Annotated in this window: 17 protein-coding genes; 6 read left to right on the top strand and 11 right to left on the bottom strand. The window is 33.6% G+C overall.

The features are described from left to right. Positions 1–45: 45 nt before the first annotated feature. A complete protein-coding gene (locus ACFFLS_RS09485; RefSeq protein WP_379685289.1) occupies positions 46–999 on the top strand; it encodes an AAA family ATPase in 954 nt (317 codons plus the stop codon). On the opposite strand, the gene ACFFLS_RS09480 is transcribed toward ACFFLS_RS09485, so the two are convergent. The 3 genes from ACFFLS_RS09480 to ACFFLS_RS09470 are packed head-to-tail and all read right to left on the bottom strand — an operon-like array spanning position 980 to position 5,369. Continuing rightward, positions 980–1,876 carry a thiopeptide-type bacteriocin biosynthesis protein gene (locus ACFFLS_RS09480; RefSeq protein WP_379685291.1) on the bottom strand — a complete coding sequence of 299 codons (897 nt, stop codon included), beginning with the start codon at positions 1,874–1,876 and terminating at the stop codon, positions 980–982. The two genes, ACFFLS_RS09485 and ACFFLS_RS09480, sit on opposite strands and share 20 nt — an antisense overlap. Beyond that, positions 1,869–4,121, bottom strand: coding sequence for a lantibiotic dehydratase family protein (locus ACFFLS_RS09475; protein ID WP_379685293.1), 2,253 nt, complete (start codon positions 4,119–4,121; stop codon positions 1,869–1,871). Before ACFFLS_RS09475 ends, ACFFLS_RS09480 begins: the two co-directional genes overlap by 8 nt. A gap of 9 nt (positions 4,122–4,130) precedes the next feature. Next, a complete protein-coding gene (locus ACFFLS_RS09470) occupies positions 4,131–5,369 on the bottom strand; it encodes a lanthionine synthetase C family protein (protein ID WP_379685294.1) in 1,239 nt (412 codons plus the stop codon). A 172-nt stretch (positions 5,370–5,541) separates the two neighbouring features. Here ACFFLS_RS09470 and ACFFLS_RS09465 point away from each other — a divergent pair, with 172 nt between their 5' ends. Beyond that, a complete protein-coding gene (locus ACFFLS_RS09465) occupies positions 5,542–5,805 on the top strand; it encodes a hypothetical protein (RefSeq protein WP_379685296.1) in 264 nt (87 codons plus the stop codon). Positions 5,806–5,918: 113 nt separating this feature from the next. On the opposite strand, the gene xrtN is transcribed toward ACFFLS_RS09465, so the two are convergent. Continuing rightward, entirely contained in the window at positions 5,919–7,157 is a 1,239-nt protein-coding gene (xrtN, locus tag ACFFLS_RS09460; RefSeq protein WP_379685298.1) for an exosortase N, read from the bottom strand. Continuing rightward, positions 7,157–9,646 carry an XrtN-dependent VIT domain-containing protein gene (locus tag ACFFLS_RS09455; RefSeq protein WP_379689335.1) on the bottom strand — a complete coding sequence of 830 codons (2,490 nt, stop codon included), beginning with the start codon at positions 9,644–9,646 and terminating at the stop codon, positions 7,157–7,159. Before ACFFLS_RS09455 ends, xrtN begins: the two co-directional genes overlap by 1 nt. Before the next feature lie 427 nt (positions 9,647–10,073). On the opposite strand from ACFFLS_RS09455, the gene ACFFLS_RS09450 reads away from it, so the two are divergent. After that, positions 10,074–12,845, top strand: coding sequence for a bifunctional aconitate hydratase 2/2-methylisocitrate dehydratase (locus ACFFLS_RS09450; protein ID WP_379685302.1), 2,772 nt, complete (start codon positions 10,074–10,076; stop codon positions 12,843–12,845). 120 nt (positions 12,846–12,965) lie between these two features. Then, positions 12,966–15,230: an aconitate hydratase gene (locus tag ACFFLS_RS09445; RefSeq protein ID WP_379685304.1), complete on the top strand. Its 2,265-nt coding sequence runs from the start codon at positions 12,966–12,968 to the stop codon at positions 15,228–15,230. A 233-nt stretch (positions 15,231–15,463) separates the two neighbouring features. On the opposite strand, the gene ACFFLS_RS09435 is transcribed toward ACFFLS_RS09445, so the two are convergent. Then, a complete protein-coding gene (locus ACFFLS_RS09435; protein WP_379685306.1) occupies positions 15,464–16,825 on the bottom strand; it encodes a Kelch repeat-containing protein in 1,362 nt (453 codons plus the stop codon). 251 nt (positions 16,826–17,076) lie between these two features. Between ACFFLS_RS09435 and ACFFLS_RS09430 the strand changes: the two genes are divergently transcribed. Beyond that, positions 17,077–18,222, top strand: coding sequence for a C40 family peptidase (locus tag ACFFLS_RS09430; RefSeq protein ID WP_379685308.1), 1,146 nt, complete (start codon positions 17,077–17,079; stop codon positions 18,220–18,222). Here ACFFLS_RS09430 and ACFFLS_RS09425 read toward each other — a convergent pair. From ACFFLS_RS09425 to ACFFLS_RS09415, 3 genes are all read right to left on the bottom strand, one after another. Then, a complete protein-coding gene (locus tag ACFFLS_RS09425; protein WP_379685310.1) occupies positions 18,219–18,608 on the bottom strand; it encodes a response regulator in 390 nt (129 codons plus the stop codon). The genes ACFFLS_RS09430 and ACFFLS_RS09425 overlap by 4 nt on opposite strands. Continuing rightward, positions 18,598–20,022: a sensor histidine kinase gene (locus ACFFLS_RS09420; protein WP_379685312.1), complete on the bottom strand. Its 1,425-nt coding sequence runs from the start codon at positions 20,020–20,022 to the stop codon at positions 18,598–18,600. The genes ACFFLS_RS09425 and ACFFLS_RS09420 overlap by 11 nt, the downstream gene beginning before the upstream one ends. A gap of 479 nt (positions 20,023–20,501) precedes the next feature. Next, positions 20,502–20,903, bottom strand: a complete 402-nt coding sequence (locus ACFFLS_RS09415) for a hypothetical protein (RefSeq protein ID WP_379685314.1) — start codon at positions 20,901–20,903, stop codon at positions 20,502–20,504. Between the two features lie 183 nt (positions 20,904–21,086). Between ACFFLS_RS09415 and ACFFLS_RS09410 the strand changes: the two genes are divergently transcribed. After that, positions 21,087–22,493, top strand: a complete 1,407-nt coding sequence (locus ACFFLS_RS09410) for an APC family permease (RefSeq protein ID WP_379685316.1) — start codon at positions 21,087–21,089, stop codon at positions 22,491–22,493. A 172-nt stretch (positions 22,494–22,665) separates the two neighbouring features. Here ACFFLS_RS09410 and ACFFLS_RS09405 read toward each other — a convergent pair whose 3' ends face one another. Continuing rightward, the gene (locus ACFFLS_RS09405; RefSeq protein WP_379685318.1) at positions 22,666–23,703 is read right to left on the bottom strand and encodes an alpha/beta hydrolase; all 1,038 of its coding nucleotides are present in this window, start codon (positions 23,701–23,703) and stop codon (positions 22,666–22,668) included. A 16-nt stretch (positions 23,704–23,719) separates the two neighbouring features. Next, positions 23,720–24,463, bottom strand: a complete 744-nt coding sequence (locus tag ACFFLS_RS09400; protein ID WP_379685320.1) for a hypothetical protein — start codon at positions 24,461–24,463, stop codon at positions 23,720–23,722. Positions 24,464–24,673 lie beyond the last annotated feature (210 nt).

Genomic DNA, 24,673 nt, shown 5'->3' with positions numbered 1-24,673 from the left:
TGAATTCATAAAACTAACTCTTTTTAATTTTAAATACACTCATAAATGTCTGACGTAACAGCAATTCACAATTTAGTTCAGAAACGAAACGAATTAAAAAACGAAATAGCAAAAATCATTGTAGGCCAAGATGCCGTTGTCGATCAAATTTTACTTTGTATATTTTCCGGAGGTCATGCATTGTTGATTGGGGTTCCGGGTTTGGCAAAAACCTTAATGATAAATACGCTATCGCAGGCTTTGGGGTTAGATTTTAAAAGAATTCAGTTTACTCCCGATTTAATGCCTTCTGATATTTTGGGAAGCGAAATTTTGGATGAAAACCGAAATTTTAAATTCATTAAAGGACCAATTTTTTCAAACATTATTTTAGCCGACGAAATCAACAGAACGCCACCAAAAACTCAGGCCGCTTTACTTGAAGCAATGCAAGAACGTTCGGTTACAATTGCAGGACAGCATCATAAATTAGATTTGCCGTATTTTGTTCTGGCAACGCAAAATCCGATAGAGCAGGAGGGAACTTATCCGCTTCCGGAAGCACAATTAGACCGATTTATGTTTGCCGTAAAGTTAGAATATCCAACTTTTGAAGAAGAAGTTCAGGTAGTAAAAAGAACTACTTCAGACGTTAAAACATCTATAACACCATTATTTACAGCTCAGGAAATTATAGATTTTCAGCATTTGATTCGCAGAATTCCTGTAGCGGATAATGTTATTGAATATGCCGTAACTTTAGTTAGCAAAACACGTCCAGACAATAAACTGACAAATGATTTTGTGAAAAATTATCTAGATTGGGGCGCAGGACCGAGAGCTTCTCAGAATTTAATTTTGGCAGCAAAAGCACATGCAGCTTTTAATGGCAAATTTTCTCCAGATATTGAAGATGTCAAAGCAGTAGCAACCGGAATTCTTCGCCACAGAATTATTAAGAATTATAAAGCTGATGCTGAAGGAATAACTGAAGAAGTTATTATTCAGAAATTACTTTAAGTTTTTTGTGATACAGAGACAGATAATGACGATATAAGAAATCATAAATAACCAACTCATGAACTCTTCCTTTAGATTTGAAAAATCTATTCATTGTCATGTGGATATGGCTCATTAAAAAATTATTTATATCGTTTTTTGTTTTTTTATTAGTTGCAATGATTTTTTTTATTGTTTCTAAAGATTTTTTTTCTTTTTCATTAAGCAGCTTCTGTATCTCAGTGTAGTTAGAGTTGGTGCTAAAATCATTTCCTAAAAAAAGTTCGATTTTCTCACGATTATGGCGATATTTTTGATCTAGTTGTTTTTTTAGAGGTCTTGACATATCAAACTCATTCGCATAACCTGTTTTTAGTCTATTTAGAAGATCCAATTTTTCAGTTATTGAAAAATAAAAACTGTCAAGAAATTTATCAATGGCTTTTATTGCAAATAACCATCTTAGTTCCTCTCCTTCTTCTCCTTCTATTAAACTGATGAATTTTGCTATCATTTTACTGTCATGAAAAAATAAATCTTCAGATAATTCAAGCATTTTTTTTCCATTGTAGCGTTCAATCTCTTGCTTATAAGTGTCTAGTTGTATATTCCAGATTAGGTTTGCTTTAATATATTGCTTTAATGCGGTTTTGAATTTTAGTATTACAATATGAAAATCATTTGAATTTTGGAGGTGAAATCTCACTCGTAAATGATTTTCGGGATCGGAATATCTAATAAAAAACCACTTGTCAATGATTTTTTCCTTAAGTAATGATTGAGATATTGGCAGAATTATGTCAGTTAAGATTGTGTCAGAAGTAGATTGGCCAGTATAAATTTTGTAGTAAATCCATTCGTCTCCAAGTATATAATTGCGTTGTGTTGCGTTACTCATGTGTTTTTTCTAGTTTATTGCTATTGTAAAAAGAAACTATTATTTCATTCGTGTAATATTCTTTTTTAAGATCTTTTACAGTGCTTTTTTCAGCATAAAGGAATTCTTTAATAATAAAAACGCTCTTTTTGCTTATAGCATCAAGAAGCATTTTTACCGAAGTGAGGTTTTGAAAATTTATTAGTAATTCATTATCGTTTTCTGAAAGTAGTATAAATTGTGGTATGTTTTTGTCTGCTCTAAATTTTGCTATTTCTTGCTGTAGTAAAACGTCATTGTTTTTATTTTTTAATAGACTTTCTACATCTTTACGATTAATATTCCAGGTTGCTTCCTGTAATATAATATCATCGCATTCAATTCGAGGTATAAAATCAAATGTATTTGAGGCATTACCTAAGTTGAATGACATTCCTGGACTAATGCCTTCCGTTTGAAGATCGCATAAAAAATGATAAATTGGTAAAGAATTTTGAGAGTAATTATGAGCGTTTGTTAAGTGAGGAATTACCTGACAGTTGTTTTGTTTGGATCTTAAGACTAGTCTTTCGTTTTTTAGTGATAAAAATAAATCATCAATCGGAATTTGAAATTCATCATTTAACGTAGAATTACCTAAATATGGAATTTCAAAATTTCTAAAAGAAGGTCGCATTAGTATATTTCCTACTCTGGATTCGGGTAAATGAACAATTTCTGCCAAAATTATGCGTTCGTTCATCTTATTTTCAATTTGGATTATTTCATCAACAAATTGATGAATTTTTTCGTCTCCATGACAAAATCTTCCGAGCAAGTTTGCAGCGCTTGATCCTCCAATTCCGCTAAAACGTATTTTTTCTTTATTATCAATACAAACTACTTCAATTATAGAAGATATTGTATCTGGTAAATTGTTCCAGTTTTCATCTAAATGTTTAAAATCATTGAAAGAAAGACTTATCACTTGTTGATTGTTTAGATTAGCTTGTAATATCTTTTTGTGAAAAAAAGAATTAAAAGCATTCCACTGGATGTTCTGATTAGCATTTTTCTTTTGTCGACCTGGTAGAACTAAATCATCAATAAGTGGATTATTTACATTTTGCTCAAATGTTTGACTGTAACCAATTCCAATTTCAGCATCAAGTACTTTTGATAGAGAAATTTCTTGATTTTCATATCTTTCGTAAAACTTCTTTTTAAAATCTGACAACAATGGGTTTTCATTATATACTGAAAACTTGTTAAGAATTGCCATTCCTTTTTTTACAGAATTGATTACATTTTGGCTTAATGTATTTTGAGAAGTACTGATTACCATATCTGTCTGAAACAAATGACTTAAATCAAATTCAGTGTTTAAATCTCTTAAAATTGTAATTATTGTTTCATACTTTTCAATCGTATTTCCTATATTTTTATCAATTTCAATGAGTTTAGATTTTAAGAGCACTAATTTTTGGTGTAAATCTTTATTGTGATTTAATTTTTCTATAATTAAGATTATCTGTTCATAAAATTCAGGGCCTGTTATTGAGGGTTCGAGATTGCTTATTAGTATTTGATTGTCAACTAATTGATTGATAAAGCTGTAAGCAGTATTGAAATCAATTTTTTCAGACACAATTTCCTCTGCAATTTCTTTAATTCGCGCTCCGCTTTTAGAAAAATTGATGATTTTTTGTATGTATTTTGAATTACTGATTGATACTATCTGATGGTTTCTTTTTCCATTTATATAATAATATTCTATATATCGAATTTTATTTCCAATTTCATAAATACTATTATTAGGACGAAATAGTAACTGTTCTTTCACAAAATCAATTTTAGTTAGATTTTGCGAAAGCGCTACAAGATAATTCATGTCAAAGCGAGTATGCCTTTCATTATGCAACGAACCTTTTAATATAATATTTGTTTCGTTATTAATACTTCCAATTGTACATCCAGCGAACAGACCAAAAGGAGTGCATCTTGAGGATAATCGTGAAATATATTTTAAAATGGATAATTTTAATTTTTCTGGATTTTCTGAATTTTTTCCAGCTTCGTCTTTATTAATCCATTTTGAAACGGCATTGTAAAGAACTGGCGAGGCTAAATATATAGCTTCTTTTAAGACAGGATCAGTAAGAACGGTTAAGAAGTCTTCATCAGTAATATTTGTTTCCTTGGTAAAATTTCTATAAAATTCTAAAGAATAAAGAGGAGTTCTTAAAATGAACTTATCAAATGCTTGGTACGGGTTTTTATTTAACATTTTTTAGTATTAGCTGATCATTAGACATTCATCCCAATTGAATTCATTATCCGTTAGATAATCGATTATAACCAATCCGATTCCACTAATGCCTTCTAATAAGGATAATTCGTTCTCCCAAATCTCTTGGCCACCGACCCATTTTTTGTAACCTGCAAAACCATCTTGATGAGAACACATTTCTAAACCTTCGTTTAGCCAATGTTCTGTAGCCGCTTTAAAAATGGGTTCATGAGTTTCTTTGTAAACTCGATTAAAAACTTTTGCTACACCAAATGCTCCATGACATATTCCAGCATCTTTAATCATTGTGTCATGCTGTTGTACCCTTTGTGCAGAGTGTTTTAAAATGTCTATAGCAATTTTATTTAGATTTTTATCTTGGAGTGTTTTAGCCGCCTGCAATAGTGTTATTCCAACTCCTAAGTCCCCATAACACCATGCTAATCTGCTGTGTCTGTTTTTATTGGTAGATTCGCATTCAAAATTGGGAAATATAGAATAATGATTGGGTTCTGTATTTTTATGATCAAGTATATATGAAATGCTTTTTTTTATCAACGGATCTACGCTTGATTTAAAATCAGAAAAACTATGCAGTCTACAAAGAAAGTTTATGATGCTAGGAATTCCATGTGAAAGGCTAAAATTGTAACCACGTTTTTGAGTTTCCATACTAAGAATAGATTCCCATTTTATTTTATTTTCAGATTCTATCGCGAATTCTTCAAGTGAAGAGATTAGTTTTAAAAGATAGATTTTGTATCTCTTTTTTAGTTCTTGTGAAGCTGTATTTTTATATCGGGCAAGAAAATAATAACCATAACCAATGCTTCCATGTAAAAAGTCAAAGAGACCTATTGAGGAATCTAGTGATTGTCTTTCGAAAAGATAATGATCTAGATCTGATAATATTTTATCGTTATCAAAATCAATAAAATTTTCTAAATATAGATGCTCAAGGACCCATCCAAAACTGGCAATTCCACTGCAATATGTTGAGATTTCGTAATTCTGGTTTATTTTTTCAAAGCATTCAGCTATAATTTTTACTCCTATTTCTGATGGCTCCTCTGTATTGCTAAATCTTGAATAATAAAAATGAAACAGCGCATGTCCAGTTAAGCCAGTTAATACTCCCAAATCTTCGGATTCATATTGTTTTTTGAGAGTTTCATTAATTTCTAATAATTTGGAATTCAGCTTTTTTGTAATGGAAATTTGATTAATATTTGTATTTTGCGTCATACATTGACAAATTAGTGGTTGTATAAAAGTTTAGGATCTCATATTAAAAATCATAGTAATGGTATTTATAGGGTAAAAATATTATTTATTTTAAGACATATGTAGTTTTTTATTTATAAATAGAAAAAATATATTTAGATTTGGTTTATTATTAACTTACAAGAACATTAAAATGAAAAAAAAATCTATTAACGAGTTGCGTTTAGACAAGAACGTTATTTCTAAATTTTCTGCTAAGGTTATTACTGGGGGAGCCAATACTTACACTTGTGCGGGTAGTCCAATGACATCATGTAATGGGGGGTGCCAGCCTGGGCCTCACAAGACTGCTGTGGCGGCTGGATGCATAGAAAGCCGTGATCTTTGTGCTATTGAGGCGCCACCTAGTCCAACTGATTTTCCTTGTTTAGGTATTGATCCAGAGCTTGGCCTTTAAGTAAAAGACAATTAAAAAGCGATACAGTAGATGTATATTCATCTACTGTATTTTATTTCATATTTAACATAAAATTATGTAGCATAGTTTTTTTTTACTAAAAACAATCAACATTAATATAATGTCTTCGTTTTGTTAATAAGGTATACTGGCTCGTTGCTGATTAATTTCATATACATAACTTCGATAAATGAAGTGTATTTTTTTGTACCGCATTTGTACCACCAATATGAATAGTAAATCTGATTGTCTTTTTCCATTTTGTTAAACCAGATTTCTTCGTTGTTTACTCTTATTTTTTTGGTTTCGATTATTTTGTAGCCGTTGCCTGTCCAACATATTAGCGGATTGTGACTAGGTGTCTTAATGTAAATGAGATGCTCTTTGGTATCAATTTTATAGACTTCATTATTAACCCAGCTTCCTTTTTCCTTTTTATATTCTGATGGAATTTTAATTAAAGGTTCTGCTGTTTTCTGATTGTTGATTTTTAAACTGACAATCAAGAGAATAAGGAACGAGAATGCTGTTAAATATATTTTAGGCTTGATTCCAATTACAGCGCTGTCTAGAATTTTTGGTTTGATATATCTAATAATGAATAGCATAGGCACTATCTGATAAATTACAAAACAAACTAAGCCAATCGAATGATGCAAGAGGTTTTCCTGCGTGCAGTTCAGTAAGACAAGTGTAATAATTCTGAAATAATTAGATAAAATGTTAAGTGCTACAGTGAGGATGCAAAATAATACAATCTGAAAAATGCTGTAATAATGTTTTTGTTTTCGCTCTTCCAAAGTCATCAAAACGGCGCAGGATAATAATCCCGTTTTAAACATTGATAATCCCATACAGGCGGTATCGATTGTGACTTTTGAGTGATTGATGTAAAAACTGACCCCTTCAATCTTATTAATGGTTATAAAGTTTTTTAATGTCAGATAAACTGCATAACATAGATTCTGCTTGATTTCGGAGGTCAGATGGATGAAAAAAGTATTAAAGATTGTTGAAAATAAGATGATACAGATAAATGCAATAAATGAAAATCTTCGAGTGAAATAATGAAAAATCAAACACAATACTAAAACCAAAGCCAGAAAATGAACAGACTTGGTATTGAGACGATAACTTACAAATTCTAAAATCAGAATTAAAACAAACAAAAGATAATTGATTTTGAAATTTGTTTTTCTGCCTCCGACCAAAAATAAAAACAGCGAAACAATAATTCCGATAAAGTCATTATTTAAGGCAATAACCAATATTTCGCTGTTAAGGATTAAGAGCGGTAGTATCGAAAGAATTCCCAATAGGATTGGTTTGTTTTTCAAAATTAGATTTTTCATTAACTGGCTAGTTTTTGCTTTCTGTAATAAAATAAAAGCAGCAGTGCTGCGGCAATAATCATAGCCCATTCATGAGGTTCAGGAACAGATCCGTCGTTGTTTATTGACGCATTTCCGAGTGTATTGATATTTTTCTCGATTCCGTTTTCTTCGTAGTCACGATCCGTTTCTAAAACAATCAAAGATGAAATCGGAGTAACAATATTGGCATCTTTTGCAAGTTCAACATATTGATTTTGCGCGAGTGTGTCATTTTGAATTTCAACTTGGTCATTCAGAACTTTTCCAAAACAAAACATTCTATACAAATGATTAGAACCTTTTTGTTCTATGTTTTTTATTTCCGGACTTTCATGAATAGAAATCCCAGCAGTTTCTAAGTTAATACTGTTGATGTCAGTTTTGAATTTTATAAAACGACTTGTTTCAATTAGACTTACGCATTGGTCTATATCGGTTTGAAAATAGCTCACATAACGCTGTTCTTTTACAGTCTGCCAGAACTGATTCGTGTTTTCAGATATATTAATTGCTCTAATGTTTTTAGACTTGACTTCAGTTTTTATCTTTTTTAGATAATTTGAATCTTCCAATTCTTCGAAATTTGGAGAGAAAGCGCCACATTTTGTAATGATCAATGTATTTTCCTTAAAATCAAACATTGGCAGAAGCGAATAGTTTAAGTCTTTAAAACTTTGAAATATAGCGCTGTAATTTGCAGGATTGATTTCTTGTTTTTTTCCATTTAAAACAACTGTATACTTTTTGTTTTTGATGTTTAGAATTTTTTCTATTTCAGATGATTTCCAATTACTGGTAAGATCTAAGATAATTTCGCTTGGTTTAAAAACGATTTTCTCCTTAATAAGCGGTTTTGTTTCGTAGCTTTTGTTTTTCCAAGTAAAAACACTGTTTGCTTTTTTTGGATTTGCATCTAATTCTGCCTCCCATTTTTCTAACCCGGTAGCTTTGTTTGTGTAGTAATTGTTTGCAAAATCAAAATCTTTTGTAGCTGTGAAATTTTGCCCATCGCTGATTTGAATTCTCGAAATCGTCTCGGCATTGTTAATGTTAGGGCCTTTTATGCTCAGACTTTCGTAAACCAGCTTGTTGTTTTTCGTTTTTAATGGAGTCGTAAAACCACATTTGAAAATACGTGGAAGATTGTTGGTAATCGGAAAAATCCTTACCGTAACTCTGTTTCCTTCTTTCCACTGCATTAACGAAGGATCACGCATTTCAACACCAACGACTTTGTTGTAGGCTTTTTTTGCTTTCTCTTTGGTAGTTAAAACGCCTTTTCGTTCAATGCCGTTTACCCACAATGATAGCGAAGTTGCAACAGCACCTTCAGGAAGCTGAAAAGAGTAAATGGCTTCTTTTTGTCCCCAGCTTTTATCCTCGCAGGCCACATCAACAGATAGTTCTGTATAAGCCAAGTGATCGTTTGGATAAATTTTTACATCTTCTTTAATATTTTTGGTGATCAAATCTTTGCCACTCCACAAATATTCCTCTGCTTCAAGTCTTTTGTCGAAGTTTGATTTTAGAATATTTATTTTATCATCATCGCTTAAATAGATGTCTGAGGTAAAATTATACGCAATATTGTATATCGGATTATGCGTTTTTCGTTCGCTGTATTGCACATTTCTTCCAAATGCTCCAAAACCGTCCAAACTAAAAAAATCTTTAGTGGCGATATAAACAATGTCTTTTTTAAGAAGAATTTCGTTTAGAAAATTAGGACTTAAATGTTGCGAAATTCGAATGTAAGCTGGCAGATCTTCATCGGTTTCGAATGTTTTGGTAATACTGTTCTGATTGATTTTTTTGCTTTCAATATTTAAAAAGGTAATAAAAGTTGCGATTCCAATAATTACCACTACTATCCCTGAGCAGAAAGCTAAAAGATTGTTTTTGTGAACAAAAAGTTTTTTGGAAAGTATTACAGAATGGATAAAAAGCACAACTGCTGGAACCAAACCGTAAAATCCCAAACCTAAAACAATGATCCCGAAGAAGGATATAATACTAATCGGAATAAGAAAAACAGCGTAGTAAAGAATTAGTAAAATAGAACATCCATTTATAAAATAAGAAATAGTATTCAAATAGTTGTTATCGACGCCTTTGTAGATAACGAAATTAGATAGGCAAAATAAAAAAGTGGTGCAGTAGACCCAGATTGGGAGGTTTTCGAAAACATTCATTCCCATGTTTAACGAAAAACAACCAATAAACCAGTTAAGAAATAAGAAAGCCAGTAAATGCTGGTATTTTTCCTTGTATCGTAAAACTAAGTAAGCGGTGACAAGGGCATAAGGAATTTGGATGATGATGTTAAGAAAAGAAAGATTTTCGAAATTATCGTAATCGAAATTGCTTCCTATTAGGGACGAAATTAATATCAGTATGGTGAGAAGAGTAATCATCAAGCTTACTCCGATACTGCTATTCCAAAAGACATAAAGAGGTTTTGTTTCCATATAAAGTTGTTTTTAAATAAAAGTACTTTGAGTTACAAAGTTATAAGAATTATTGAAATAGCAAACATTTCGGATTTTATTTTTTGAGATTAAAATTTTGAAAATTTAGGAAGAAGAAAAAGTGAAATTGTAGCACAAAAAAGAACTACTATAACGTTGTAATTCTTTATTTAGAATGGTTCTTTTGTAAAATAGGGGTAAAATCTCACTTCCGTCGTAACAATAAATTTCGACTTTGTTAAAGAAAAGATTTTAAAATATCAAAAAATCATTTTTTTAATTTAAAATTAATTTTTTATCAAAAACAAGCATTGAAAATCGTTTTTTAACAATAATAATTTTTGAAAAGGCGACTTCTATTATATTTTTTTTAATTCTCAGCTTTAATTTTTAAATTTGCGTACAAAAAAAATACTTCTACTTAATTATGAATACTTACAAAGATTACATTCAAGAAATTGAAGAAAGAAAAGCCCAAGGACTTCATCCAAAACCTATTGATGGCGCTGAATTAGTAAGCGAAATCATTGCTCAAATTAAAGATTTAGATAACGAATACAGAGAAGATTCTCTTAAGTTTTTTATTTACAACACCTTACCTGGTACTACAAGTGCTGCTGGTGAAAAGGCAAACTTCTTAAAAGAGATCATTTTAGGTCAATCTGTGGTAAAAGAAATAACTCCAGCTTTTGCTTTTGAGTTATTGTCACACATGAAAGGTGGACCTTCTATTAAAGTACTTCTTGATTTGGCTTTAGGAAATGATGCAGCTATTGCAAAAGAAGCAGCAAAAGTTTTAAAAACTCAAGTTTTCCTTTACGAGGCAGATACAGATCGTTTGGTAGAGGCATTCAAAAATAATAATGAAATTGCTAAAGAAATCCTTGAGAGTTATGCTCAAGCAGAATTTTTTACAAAATTACCAGAAGTAGCTGACGAAGTTAAAGTCGTTACTTTTATTGCTGGTGAAGGAGATATTTCTACAGATTTACTTTCTCCTGGAAATCAAGCGCACTCGCGTTCAGATCGTGAACTTCACGGGCAGTGCATGATTACGCCTCAAGCACAGCAAGAAATTAGAGCCTTACAGGCGCAGCATCCAGATAAGAGCGTGATGTTGATTGCTGAAAAAGGAACAATGGGAGTTGGTTCTTCTAGAATGTCAGGTGTAAATAACGTGGCGCTTTGGACAGGAAAACAAGCAAGCCCTTATATTCCATTCGTAAATATTGCTCCAATTGTTGGAGGAACAAATGGTATTTCTCCAATTTTCTTAACAACAGTTGACGTTACTGGAGGTATCGGATTAGACCTTAAAAACTGGGTTAAAAAAGTTGATGAGAATGGTAATGTTGTTCGTAATGAAAACGATGAGCCAATTTTAGAGCAAGCTTATTCTGTAGCAACAGGAACAGTTTTGACTATCAATATTAAAGAGAAAAAATTATATAACGGCGATCAAGAATTAATCGACATTTCTAAGGCATTTACGCCTCAAAAAATGGAGTTTATCAAAGCTGGAGGATCATACGCTATTGTATTTGGTAAAAAACTTCAAACATTGGCTGCAAAAGTTTTATGTGTTGAAGCACCGCTTGTATTTGCTCCATCAAAAGAAATTTCTATTGAAGGACAAGGACTTACTGCAGTAGAAAAAATCTTCAATAAAAATGCTGTTGGTATTGCTCCAGGTAAAGTATTACACGCTGGTTCTGATGTTCGTGTAGAAGTAAACATTGTAGGGTCTCAAGATACTACAGGTCTTATGACTGCTCAGGAATTAGAATCTATGGCGGCAACGGTAATTTCGCCAATCGTTGATGGTGCTTACCAATCAGGTTGTCATACTGCATCAGTTTGGGATAAAAAAGCGCAGGCTAACATTCCTAAATTGATGAAATTTATGAACGATTTTGGTTTGATCACAGCTCGTGACCCAAAAGGCGTTTATCATTCAATGACAGACGTAATCCACAAAGTACTTAACGATATTACTATCGATGAGTGGGCTATCATTATTGGTGGTGACTCTCATACAAGAATGTCAAAAGGAGTTGCTTTTGGTGCTGACTCTGGAACTGTTGCTCTTGCATTGGCTACTGGAGAGGCTTCTATGCCAATTCCAGAGTCTGTAAAAGTGACTTTCAAAGGAGATATGAAAGGATATATGGATTTCCGTGATGTGGTTCATGCTACTCAGGCTCAAATGCTTCACCAATTTGGTGGTGAAAACGTATTCCAAGGAAGAATCATCGAGGTACACATCGGAACACTTACAGCTGATCAAGCTTTTACATTTACTGACTGGACTGCAGAAATGAAAGCAAAAGCTTCTATCTGTATTTCTGAAGATGATACTTTAATCGAATCATTGGAAATTGCTAAAGGCAGAATCCAAATCATGATTGATAAAGGAATGGATAACGACAAACACGTTCTTCAAGGATTAATCAACAAAGCAGATAAGAGAATCACTGAAATTAAATCGGCAGAAAAACCTGCTTTGACTCCAGATGCAAATGCTAAATATTATGCAGAAGTTGTAGTAGATTTGGATTTGATTGCTGAGCCAATGATTGCAGATCCGGACGTAAATAATAAAGATGTTTCTAAGCGATATACTCACGATACTATTAGACCTTTATCTTTCTACGGAGGAGAGAAAAAAGTAGATCTAGGATTTATCGGATCTTGTATGGTTCATAAAGGAGACATGAAAATCCTTGCTCAAATGTTGAAAAATGTTGAGGCACAAAAAGGAAAAGTAGAATTCAATGCGCCACTTGTAGTTGCGCCGCCAACATATAATATTGTAGACGAACTTAAAGCAGAAGGAGACTGGGAAGTTTTACAAAGATACTCAGGTTTCGAATTTGACGATAATGCACCAAAAGGAGCGGCTCGTACAGAATACGAAAACATGTTGTATTTAGAGCGTCCAGGATGTAACCTTTGTATGGGTAACCAAGAAAAAGCTGCAAAAGGAGATACCGTAATGGCAACTTCAACACGTCTTTTCCAAGGAAGAGTTGTAGAGGATAAAGAAGGTAAAAAAGGAGAATCTTTACTTTCGTCTACTCCAGTTGTAGTATTGTCTACAATTTTAGGTAGAACTCCTACTATTGAAGAATATACTGCTGCCGTAGATGGTATTAACTTAACTAAGTTTGCACCTTCAAACAAATCGTTAGTTATGTAATCTTACAATTATTAATATTTCAAAGCCCGAGTCGTAAAACTCGGGCTTTTTTCTTTAATTACTGCTCTATTTTTTGTATCTTGTGGAGAAAATAAAATAATAAAAAACAATTATAAACTTATGGCTTTTGATATTGAAATGATAAAAAAAGTGTACGAAAACATGCCTGCCCGTGTCGATAAAGCGCGCGAAATTGTTGGCCGTCCACTTACTTTAACGGAAAAGATTTTGTACAATCACCTTTGGGATGGAAATCCGACAAAGGCGTTTGGAAGAGGGATTGATTATGTTGACTTTGCGCCAGATCGTGTAGCTTGTCAGGATGCAACGGCTCAGATGGCATTATTGCAATTTATGCATGCTGGTAAATCGAAAGTAGCAGTTCCAACAACGGTTCACTGTGATCACTTGATTCAGGCAAAAATAGATGCGGCAACCGATTTGGCAAGAGCAAAAACACAAAGTAATGAGGTTTTCGACTTCTTGTCGTCTGTTTCTAATAAATATGGAATTGGCTTCTGGAAACCGGGAGCAGGAATTATTCATCAGGTTGTGCTTGAAAATTATGCATTTCCGGGTGGAATGATGATCGGTACCGATTCTCATACTGTAAATGCTGGTGGTTTAGGAATGGTAGCCATTGGTGTTGGTGGAGCTGATGCTGTAGACGTAATGTCGGGTATGGCTTGGGAGTTGAAATTCCCTAAACTAATTGGAGTTAAATTAACAGGTAAATTATCAGGCTGGACAGCTCCAAAAGATGTTATTTTGAAAGTGGCTGGTATTCTAACTGTAAAAGGAGGTACCGGAGCAATCGTTGAATATTTTGGAGAAGGTGCAACCGCGATGTCTTGTACTGGTAAAGGAACTATTTGTAATATGGGTGCTGAAATTGGAGCTACAACTTCGACTTTTGGTTACGACGATTCTATGAGTCGTTATCTTCGCTCTACAAATCGTGCTGAAGTTGCTGATGCAGCAGATAAAATCGCTTCTTATCTAACAGGAGATCCTGAAGTTTATGCTGATCCGCACACTTATTTTGATCAGGTAATCGAAATTAATCTATCAGAATTAGAACCACACTTAAATGGTCCTTTTACGCCAGATTTAGCTACTCCAATTTCTAAAATGAAAGAGGAAGCCATAAAAAATAACTGGCCGTTGCAAATTCAAGTAGGATTGATTGGGTCATGTACCAACTCTTCTTATGAAGACATTTCGCGCGCTGCTTCATTGGCAAGACAAGTTGCGGATAAAAATTTAAAAACGAAAGCCGAATTTACGATTACTCCGGGTTCAGAAGTTGTGCGTTCGACAATTGAGAGAGACGGGTTTATTGAAACTTTTAATAAAATCAACGCTACCGTGTTTGCTAATGCTTGTGGACCATGTATCGGTATGTGGGATAGGGAAGGGGCAGAAAAAGAAGAAAGAAACACTATTGTGCACTCTTTCAATCGTAACTTCTCAAAACGTGCAGACGGTAATCCAAATACTTTAGCTTTCGTAGGTTCGCCAGAATTGGTGACAGCATTAGCTATTGCGGGTGATTTAGGATTTAATCCGTTAACGGATAAATTAATCAACGAAGACGGAGAAGAGGTAATGCTTGACGAACCTACAGGAGACGAACTTCCGGCTAAAGGCTTTTATGCTGAAGATCCAGGATTCCAAGCTCCGGCACAAGACGGTTCAGGAGTTCAAGTTGTTGTAAATCCAGCTTCTGATCGTTTGCAATTGTTGGCTCCGTTTGATCCTTGGGACGGTAAAGATATTACAGGTGCTAAATTATTAATCAAAGCATTTGGAAAATGTACAACCGACCATATTTCTATGGCTGGACCATGGTTGCGTTTCCGTGGACATTTAGATAATATTTCAAACAATATGCTGATTGGAGCTGTAAATGCTTACAATCAAAAAACAAACTCGGTTAAAAACCAATTGACAGGACAATACGATGCTGTTCCTGCGGTTGCTCGTGCCTATAAAGCGGCAGGAGTTCCTTCTATTGTGGTTGGTGATCATAACTATGGAGAAGGTTCTTCTCGTGAACACGCAGCAATGGAACCACGTTTCTTAGGAGTTAAAGCGGTATTGGTGAAATCTTTTGCACGTATTCACGAAACAAACCTTAAAAAACAAGGTCTGTTAGGATTGACTTTTGCTAATGAGACTGATTACGATAAAATTCAGGAAGATGACACGATTAATTTCTTGGATTTAACGGAATTTGCCCCAGGAAAGCCATTAACGTTAGAATTTGTACATGCTAATGGAACAAAAGATATTATTCTGGCAAATCATACTTATAATGAAGGTCAGATTGGCTGGTTTATTGCAGGTTCTGCCTTAAACTTAATTGCAGCTGGAAAAGTTTAATTTTTAATTTTATATTTAAAAAATGCCCTGTTTTGGACTGTTTCCAAAAGTTTAGGCAAATTTTATAATTAAGTTTGAAAATAATGAGCTCGATATTGTATCGGGCTCGTTATTTTTATATTAAGTTTGATTCTTTTTTTATTATGATAATTTATTTATTCGGTAATCTTTTGTTTCAATTGATTGGTGGAATTGTATTTTAAAAAAGACAATATGAAAATAATAATAATCTGTTATTTTGTTGAGCTTTGGGTTAAAGTTTTGATTCTGCTAGGTTTTGTGCTCTCAAATTCGTCAACAGAAATACTGTAGACATCACCAGTAGGCTTACTGCTAAGTTCGTCTTGTGATATTCCTCCAACTATATATAATTTATTTTGGAATAAGTGCATTGCTGCGTATCTAATGTCTATATCCACAATAAACTCTTTTAGGAGTTTAGTTGTCACATTATATGAGTATAATTTTTTGTTGTCAAAAATGTAGATAAGATTGTTTTGTGAGGCGACTGCAGGTCTCTCTAATTCAGAGAATAATTCGCCTTCGTTTAGCCATTTGTCATTAATCAAATCAAAACTTTGAATTTTAGACATTGCTATTCCGTTATTTCCTCCAATAAGATAAACTTTGTCTTCAATTAGGATTCCGTTTGCTTCTTGAGCAATCGGCATTTCTGATAGTTCATACCATAGCCCTGAAGTTATATTGTAAAAATGAGTTTTATTTGTAAAAGTCTTTTTGCCTTTAGTAGTTGTTTTAATGGCTCCTCCCATTACAATTATGTTGTCCTTGTATATAAAAGATAAGGAATTTATTGCTTGATGTGGATTGGTTTTGTCTGTTATAACTTCATTTTTAAAGATATCAAGAATTTCAATTTGATTTTCTAAATATTCAAATTTTCCATTTGCAGAAATTCTTTTACCTCCCAATATGTACAATGAGTTATCATAAAAATGTAAGTTGTGATAGGCTCTTTTGATGAATTTTGTTTTTGAAGTTTCCCAAGTATTAGTTTTGATGTCATAGATGGAAAGGTCTCCACTATAACTCGTGCTGCCTTCTTGACGACGCAATTCTTGAAAGTAAATGGACATAAAAACTTGTGGGTCGTGAGAAATTGTTTTTGTTTTAGCTATTTCAAAGGCATTAGAGCTATAGGATGTTTCGCCTCCAGCAACATAAATTTTTCCGTTATATAGTAAGGATGCAAAGGAAAAAACAGCATTTTTTAATGGGGCTAGTTTGTTAAAATGAATTTTAGATTTTAATTTTTGCTGGATTTTGATTTCTACATTCTTTAGGGTTTCAATTTCCTCCTGAAGCGAAATAGTAAAATCCGATTTTTTAAAATCATTAACTGCGATTTTTGCTGTGATATAACCAATGTGTGACACCTGAAGGGTGTCATTTGTTTTTACCTTCACTGAGAATTTTCCATTATCGGTGGTTATGGTTCCTGTTTTAGCATGAAGTGTGTATATATTCGCGTCTTGGAGTGGTAAATTAGTAGTTTGGGATTTCACAATTCCATTTATGGTTTGTGCATTTGTGAAAAAAGGAATTAGAATGAAGAGAGGTAATAGTTTTTTCACAGAGAATCGGGTTTAATTTGTTTAAGGAGGTATTGATTTTTGAAAAACAGATATTCTGCATAAGAAACTGCTTTTCAAAATATTGACACAAATTTTATGCCGTAAATTCTTAAATTGTAAAAAATAGTTGTTAAAAAGTGTGTTTTTTTTACTTTAAAAAGTTAAATTCGCCATGCAGGTAATAAAATTAATTTTTTTGAGTTTGGAAATAAAAATTTTTAAGCTCTTGAAGTAAAATAAAGATGTAAAGCATGGTTTATAGGGTAATAATAGTATTGTTTTTTTTTAGTGTTGGTGCTTTTTCTCAAGAAAATTTCATTAAACATAAAATTTCAAAAGGAGAAAACCTTACTGTTATTGCAAAAAAGTATGGAGTTAAAGCAAAAGATATTGCAGATGCAAATCCGAATGCTCCAAAAGTCTTAAAACTTAATTCTGTTCTTTTAATTCCGAATAAAAATAAAAAAAGCAGTGCTCCTCAAACTGCAGAAAAACCATTAAATGAAACTCCAGGTTTGCATGAAGTTGCTGCAAAAGAAACACTTTGGGGGATTTCTAAAAAATACGGCATCACTGTAGATGATTTAAAAAAGGCCAATCCGATACTCGAAACAGAAGGATTGAAAATAGGGCAAAGTCTTATTGTACCATCAAATAATCCGATACAAATTGCTGATGCATCTACAGGAAATACTGAAAAAGATAAAAATGCAACCGAAAATGAGGTTGAGGTAGATGTGCAAGTACAGCCAAAAGAAACAAAATACGCTATAGCAAAAAAATACGGTATTACTGTTGCAGAGTTGGAGCGTCAGAATCCTTCGGTTAAAGCAAAACTTCCAGTTGGACATATTCTCAAAATAAAAACAACAAAAGAAAAGGCAGATGCGGTTGTCGCGCTTAATATCACACCTCAAACTGAAATTAAGTCTGAAACAGAAGAAAGCATACAAGTTGCTGATAATTCATCGGAACAAGTAGATACTGCTACGGTTCGCATTAGCAATCATACAGAGTTGGTAGATCAGTTGATTTTAAACGCTACAGGAAATATCGGGACTCGTTATCGATCGGGCGGTACGACAAAAGCAGGTTTTGATTGTTCGGGTCTAATGTATTGTACTTTTGGTAGTTTTGACATAAAACTTCCTAGGAGCTCAATTGAGCAGTCAAGAATAGGAACAAAAGTTACTACAGATGAAGCTCAGAAAGGAGATTTGATTTTCTTTAAAACCAATGGAAGGCGCCATATAAATCATGTTGGTATGATTGTGGAGGTTTCAGAGGGCGAAATTAAATTTGTGCATTCTTCGACACACGGAGGGGTTATTATTTCTTCTACAAAAGAGCCTTATTATACAAGGGCTTTTTCTCAAGTAAATAGAGTTCTAAATTAATCGTGTAAAAACTCATTTTTCAGCATTTCGGACGGAAAAGGTTTTTGAAGAAATTTGGTAACGTTTTTATTTTCTTTGAGCTTTTTTATTTCGTCGCTATCGAGTGTTGAGGACAAAACATAAATTTTTATTTTCTTTTTTATCTCTTCGGTTATTTTGTCAAATTCGTTCAGAAAATCTAGTCCGTTCATTATTGGCATCTGAATGTCCAGCAGAACAATCAAGGAGTCAAAAGTTAGGTGATTCAAAAGCCAGTCAAGTGCTTCTTTTCCGTTATTTGCGACAAAAACTGGTTCTTTGTCAAACGCTTTTTTCAGAAGCCTTTGAGCTACAATTTGGTCGACAAGGTTGTCTTCTACTAATAAAAAATCAGGTTTAGATTCCATTTGGATTTGGTATTGTTACAATAAACCGGCTTCCGATTTTGTTTTCAGAAATTACAGAAATATTTCCTTTGATATTTTCAACGGCCTCTTTTACGATATAAAGGCCTAATCCGGATCCTTTGTTTTTGTTGGTTCCAAAATACATTTCAAAAATACTGTCTTTATATTCATCGTTAATTCCGATTCCGTTATCCGATATTTCAATTTGATTTACATCTTCGTTTTTATAACTTTTAATAGAAATAATCATCTCTTGTTTGCTGTTATCGGCATATTTTATTGCATTTGAAAGCAGGTTGCAGATGATTATTCGAAGACGGAATCCGTCGCTTTCTATTTCGTCTACTAAAAGTTCCTGCGTAAATTTGATTTTATTGGCATTCTCAATATGCATCAATTGCGAAATGGCTTCATTGAAAAGCTCTTTTAGGCTTACAGGCTCTATGACAATCTGTTTTCTTTTGTTTTTAGAATAATCAATAATATCGCTTATAAACTGATCTTGTCTGGCAAGGCTTTGATGCATTAATTTTAAATAATCACGAATTTGGTTAACATCGTCTTCAAGAGCAGTTAATTCGATAAGTCCCTGAAGTGACGTAATTGGCGATCTTAAATCATGCGACGCACTGTAAACAAAACGGTCTAGTTCGCGATTTGCCAAAGCGAGATTTTCATTTTTAACTTCGGTTTCTTTCTTAGAAATTAGAAGTCTTTTTACCATAATTGAATAATAGAGGCAGACACTGCAAATGATAATTAAGGTAAAAACAACATTTGTGATAATCAGTAAATCTTTTATTTTTCGGGTTCCTTCGCCTAGTGTATTCGAAAAATTTCGTTCTTTCACCGTAAGCAAATCGCTAATCGAGCTAATTTCTTTGAGGTATTTGTGCTGATCGGCAGTTGTCAGGAGATTGTGTTTTATTTTGGCATTAATCTGCTGTCCGATTATGAATAGCTTAAAAATAAGATCGTCTCCTTGTCCCCATTCATCGATTGCCTTGGATAAGAAAGAAACGTTTTTGAAATTGTCAAATACCCAGATAACATCATCTAAGTCTTCTTCGTGATTTCGGCCGATTAGAAATCCTCTTCGTGCAATTTGATTATCGCCCGCTTTCAAAAGTGTGATTCTTGCAATTCCGTCTCCCTGTGGAACCTCTATTTCCTCTAGATATAATTTCCACTGTTTTGGGTCTTTGGTGTATAAATAGGTGATAAGATGTCGCGAAGCGTCTTTTTGCCCTTTTGAATAATGCGATTCGCCATTCACATAAGCTCGGGTAGCAGATAGAATTTTGATTGTAAAAAAATTGATACAGATTAACAAGGCGCACGAAATAAATACAATTAAAATAAGAACGTAAACATTTGGGAAGCGAAATTTTTTTAAAGCTTGCAATATACGCATAGTTCAAAGTTGTAGGTTAGTGGTCTGTTTTCTGTCTTATGCTTTACTGACTCGAAACGATTTTTATTTGTTTTTTTGTAATCTTTGGGGAAGATTGTTTTTAGTTTTGCAATGAACAATTGTTAATAAAAAAATAAATATTTTAAGATTAATTGACATTTGTATCAAAATTAATTAAAAATACAATACAACTTACAATGCTGTCTGAAATTATTTTTTGATTTGAGTTTTTTGTAATTAAGTATTTGATTATTAATTGTTTGTTTGTTTGTTTTTATGCGAATAACTTTTTTTTGTCACATTTTAAAACTCTAGAAGCACTTATTTATTGCGATTTGTTATTAATTAGAACTTGTGGTTTTTTGTTTAATGTTGGAGTGTTTTTTTATTTCTATTTAAATCACTAGAAATAAAAAAACAGCAGTATTTAGACTGCTGTTTTTTAAAAGTTTTTAGGATTTGTTTCTTTGTTTTGATTTCTATTCTGCAAATTCATTTGCATTATTGAAATTTGATGTTCTTAGTTTTTTAATTGTAAAAAATATAAAAAGACTCATAGCCAAAAATGGAAGAAAATAGGATGCAACAATTAGGAAATCTTTTAGGGTTTCCTGCATAGAATGCACGAGAGTGCCAATACTCCAGATTACAGTTGCAACCGCATTTATAATCTTTGGGATTTTAGTTGAAATGGATAAAAGAAGTATTGCAGTTACATTTAGAATAGTGCAGATTATAAGGAATAAATGTATAATCGCAGCTGTTATGCCTTGATAACAAGAACCTCCGCCAATATAGAATATTTTTGGAGTAAAATAATACGTTAAAAATGAAATGCAAATTAAAATAAGCAGTATAAATAATTTCTGTTTCTTAGGCATGAATAGTATTCAGATTTTGGGTTATTATTCAAAATTTTAAAAGTTAGTTTTGTCCTAACAGATTAGATTTAGCTGTAGATGATAACAAAGATAAATTGTAATCTAAAATGTACAAGTCTAAAATCTAAAATCTCCGAAAAAACTATATCTTTAGCCAACCCTAAAAACCAAAAAACCAGAAAAATGGAGGAAAACCAAGAAAATTTTAAAAGAGAGCTAGGATTATTAGATGGAACAATGCTTGTGGTTGGTTCCATGATTGGATCCGGAATATTTATTGTAAGTGCCGATATTGCCAGACAGGTCGGTTCTGCCGGCTGGCTTACACTAATCTGGCTTATCTCAGGATTAATTACAATTATTGCCGCAGTAAGTTACGGAGAACTAAGTGCAATGTTTCCAAAAGCAGGAGGTCAATATGTTTATTTAAAAGAATCGTATAATAAACTGATTGCCTTTTTGTACGGCTGGAGTTTTTTTGCTGTTATTCAGACTGGCACAATTGCAGCTGTCGGGGTTGCCTTCTCAAAATTTGCAGCTTATCTTTATGAGCCTTTCAGCGACGAAAACATATTATTTGAAATAGGCTTTTTTCAGTTAAATGCGGCTCAAATTGTTTCTATTTTCACCATCATCCTTCTGACTTTCATCAATAGCCGAGGGGTGAAAAACGGAAAAATCCTCCAGACAGTCCTTACAATTATTAAGATTTTGTCTTTATTAGGTTTAATTGTTTTTGGATTGACATTGGCGGCAAAAGCTTCAGTATGGAATGACAACTGGACCAATACATGGGAAACTTCTACTTATGTTAAAGAAACAGGATGGGCTCCTATAAGTGGATCGGCTTTAATTGCTGGAATCGCGGCGGCTATGGTCGGGTCTTTGTTTTCGAGCGATGCTTGGAACGGAGTTACTTTTATTGCTGGTGAAATCAAAAATCCAAAACGAAATGTAGGCTTTAGTTTGTTTCTTGGAACTTCTATTGTGACCATTATTTATGTATTGACCAATTTGATGTACTTGGCCGTTATTCCGTTAAACGAAATTGCAACCGCAAAATCGGATCGTGTGGCTGTTGTGGCTTCACAGTACATTTTTGGAGATAATGGTGCAATAATTATCGCGGTTATGATTATGATTTCGACTTTTGCTTGCAATAATGGATTGATTATGGCTGGTGCAAGAGTGTATTATACCATGGCAAATGACGGTTTGTTTTTTAAGAAAGCAACTGCTTTAAATAAGTTCAGCGTTCCAGCTTGGGCATTGTGGGCGCAGTGTATCTGGGCTTCAGCTTTGTGTCTTACCGGAAAATATAATGCTCTGCTTGACTTTGTAATGATTATCGTTCTGATTTTTTATATTCTGACGATTTACGGAATTTTTATTTTAAGAAAAAAAATGCCAGATGTAGAACGACCATATAAAGCTTTCGGATATCCGTTTCTGCCTTTGCTTTATATCGTTATTGCATCGGCGATCTGTATTTCGTTGCTGATTACAAAGTTCTCAACTTGCGGTTGGGGAGTTTTAATAATGGTGAGTGGTATTCCGGTTTATTACCTGACAAAACCAAAAGAAAGTTAATATTTCTTTGTTTCAAATTATAAATAGAAGCGCTTTGTAACTTACAAAGCGCTTTTTTATTGACCGAAGACTTTGAGTGAAAAATAACAAGCAAAGACGCCGATTCACAAAGAGTGCTACTTTGTGTCTTAGCGTCTTTACAAACAAAATAACCTGCTAAAATTAACGTTCTCTATTTTAGATATTTTTTCAGTTCGGCTGCTGCCTGAAGAAATAATGCTTTTGTTTGCGGAATCTCAGCCAGTCCGTTCAACAATCCAAAATCATGAATGACATCGTTATAACGAACAGTAGTTACTACAACTCCAGCATCACTTAATTTTCGGCCGTAGGCTTCTCCTTCATCTCTTAAAATATCGTTTTCTGCTACCTGAATCAAAGTAGGAGGAAGGCCTTTTAATTGTGATAAACTTGCCTGTAAAGGAGATGCATATATTTCTTTTCGTTTAGAAGGCTCAACATATTGATTCCACATCCATTGCATTAAAGATGAGGTTAGAAATCTTTGTTTGCCATATAATTTATAAGATTCGGTTTCGAAGTCGGCATTGGTAACCGGCCAGAACAAGATTTGTACCTTATACAATGGAGTTCCTTTTTCTTTAGCCATCAGCGCGCTTGCGGTAGCGAGATTTCCGCCTGCGCTATTGCCTACAATTCCGAGTTTGCTTCCGTCAACATTAATCTCGTTTCCGTGTGCGGCTATCCATTTCGCGGTAGCGTAAACTTCATTTACTGGTTGTGGATATTTATGTTCAGGAGAAAGCGAATAATTCACAAAAACGCCAGCAAAACCAGTCAGTACGCTCAAATCGCGAACCATGCGTTTGTGGGTAGGATAATCTCCTAAAACCCAGCCTCCGCCATGAATGAATATAAACACAGGCAAATTTCCTTTAGCGCCTTTTGGACGCACAATATTCAATTTGATTTTATAACCATCAACAGTAATCTCTTTTTCAGATTCTTCAATTCCAGATAAATCAACCTTAAAAGCATTCTGTGCACCGACCAGTACATTTCGGGCATCGTTAACAGGCAGCGATTCAAGAGGCGCTCCTCCCGAATTTAAGGGTTTCAAAAAATCTTTTACCGCTGGAGTCAAGTGCGGATCAGAAGCATAATCTATTTGTGCGTAGCTTTTCATAACAACAATTTGTAATAGGATTAATAAAAAAGCGGTCTTCTTATAGTAATGTGATTTTTTCATTAGGATTATTTTAAAATTATTTTACAGAATAAGGGAGAGATAAGTTTCCGCTTGCAACGTCATATACTTTGTAAACTCCCAGCATTGGCTTTGTTCCTTCGCTGTCATGTGATCCGCCTGCTCCGGTGCTTACTTCCATGTAGCAGCTCACAGCATCAAATTTGAAATTGATTTTATTGTTGATTCTGAAATCTGGAACAATCACCTTTATTGAATTTCCTTTGGTTACGATATTAAAACCGGGACTGTCCATATACATCGCCATTCCGGGATTGGTTGGAGGCAGTACAACATTGGGGTCGCCTTTTTTAAATTCCCTCACCGAAAGTCCGCCTCCTACACGTTTATCTTCAACCAAAAGAACCCAGTGAGCATGCCAAATTAAACCATCATTAAGATAATTGCCATCGAGATTTTCGTCCCAAAGCGGAGTGTCTTCAAAATCAGGATGCGAAGTAAGTGCCAGTGCGACAATTCCTTCGGCTTGACCGAAACCAATATCAGCAGCTTTTAAAGTAGTCGGAAAAACATAGCCTAAAACTGGAGCGCCATTGAGTTGTCCCACAGGTTTAGGCATCGTTTTTCCTGCAGATCCTTCAACTTTTATAGTCCAGACTGTAATGCCTAAATCGTCATTGTGTGTGATTGATGCCGATTTTATTTTGAAATCGCTGTTGTTGTATGTGCTGCATTTGTCGCAGGCAATTGAAACAGCGTGGTTAAGAAAGATAATCAGCAGAAAAATTATAGATTTTTTCATAATAAATGGTTTTTTAAGGGTTAATCATCCCCTAGAAACCAATATACATGCCACAGCCCAAAATGCATTATTTAGGCTTATTTATTCTGATTTTCAATATTATATATCGCTAATTGAATTTTGTTTAGTGAAATTTCGCTAAGATTTTGAAAAGCAAACTGCCAGATTTTCGGGTTGATTTTTTCCCGTAAATCTGGCAGATTAAAATAA

This window comes from Flavobacterium procerum, from assembly GCF_042431625.1.
GTDB classification, from domain to species: domain Bacteria; phylum Bacteroidota; class Bacteroidia; order Flavobacteriales; family Flavobacteriaceae; genus Flavobacterium; species Flavobacterium procerum.
Note: the sequence above shows the minus strand (reverse complement) of the source record. Positions and strands in the feature narration are given on the sequence as shown.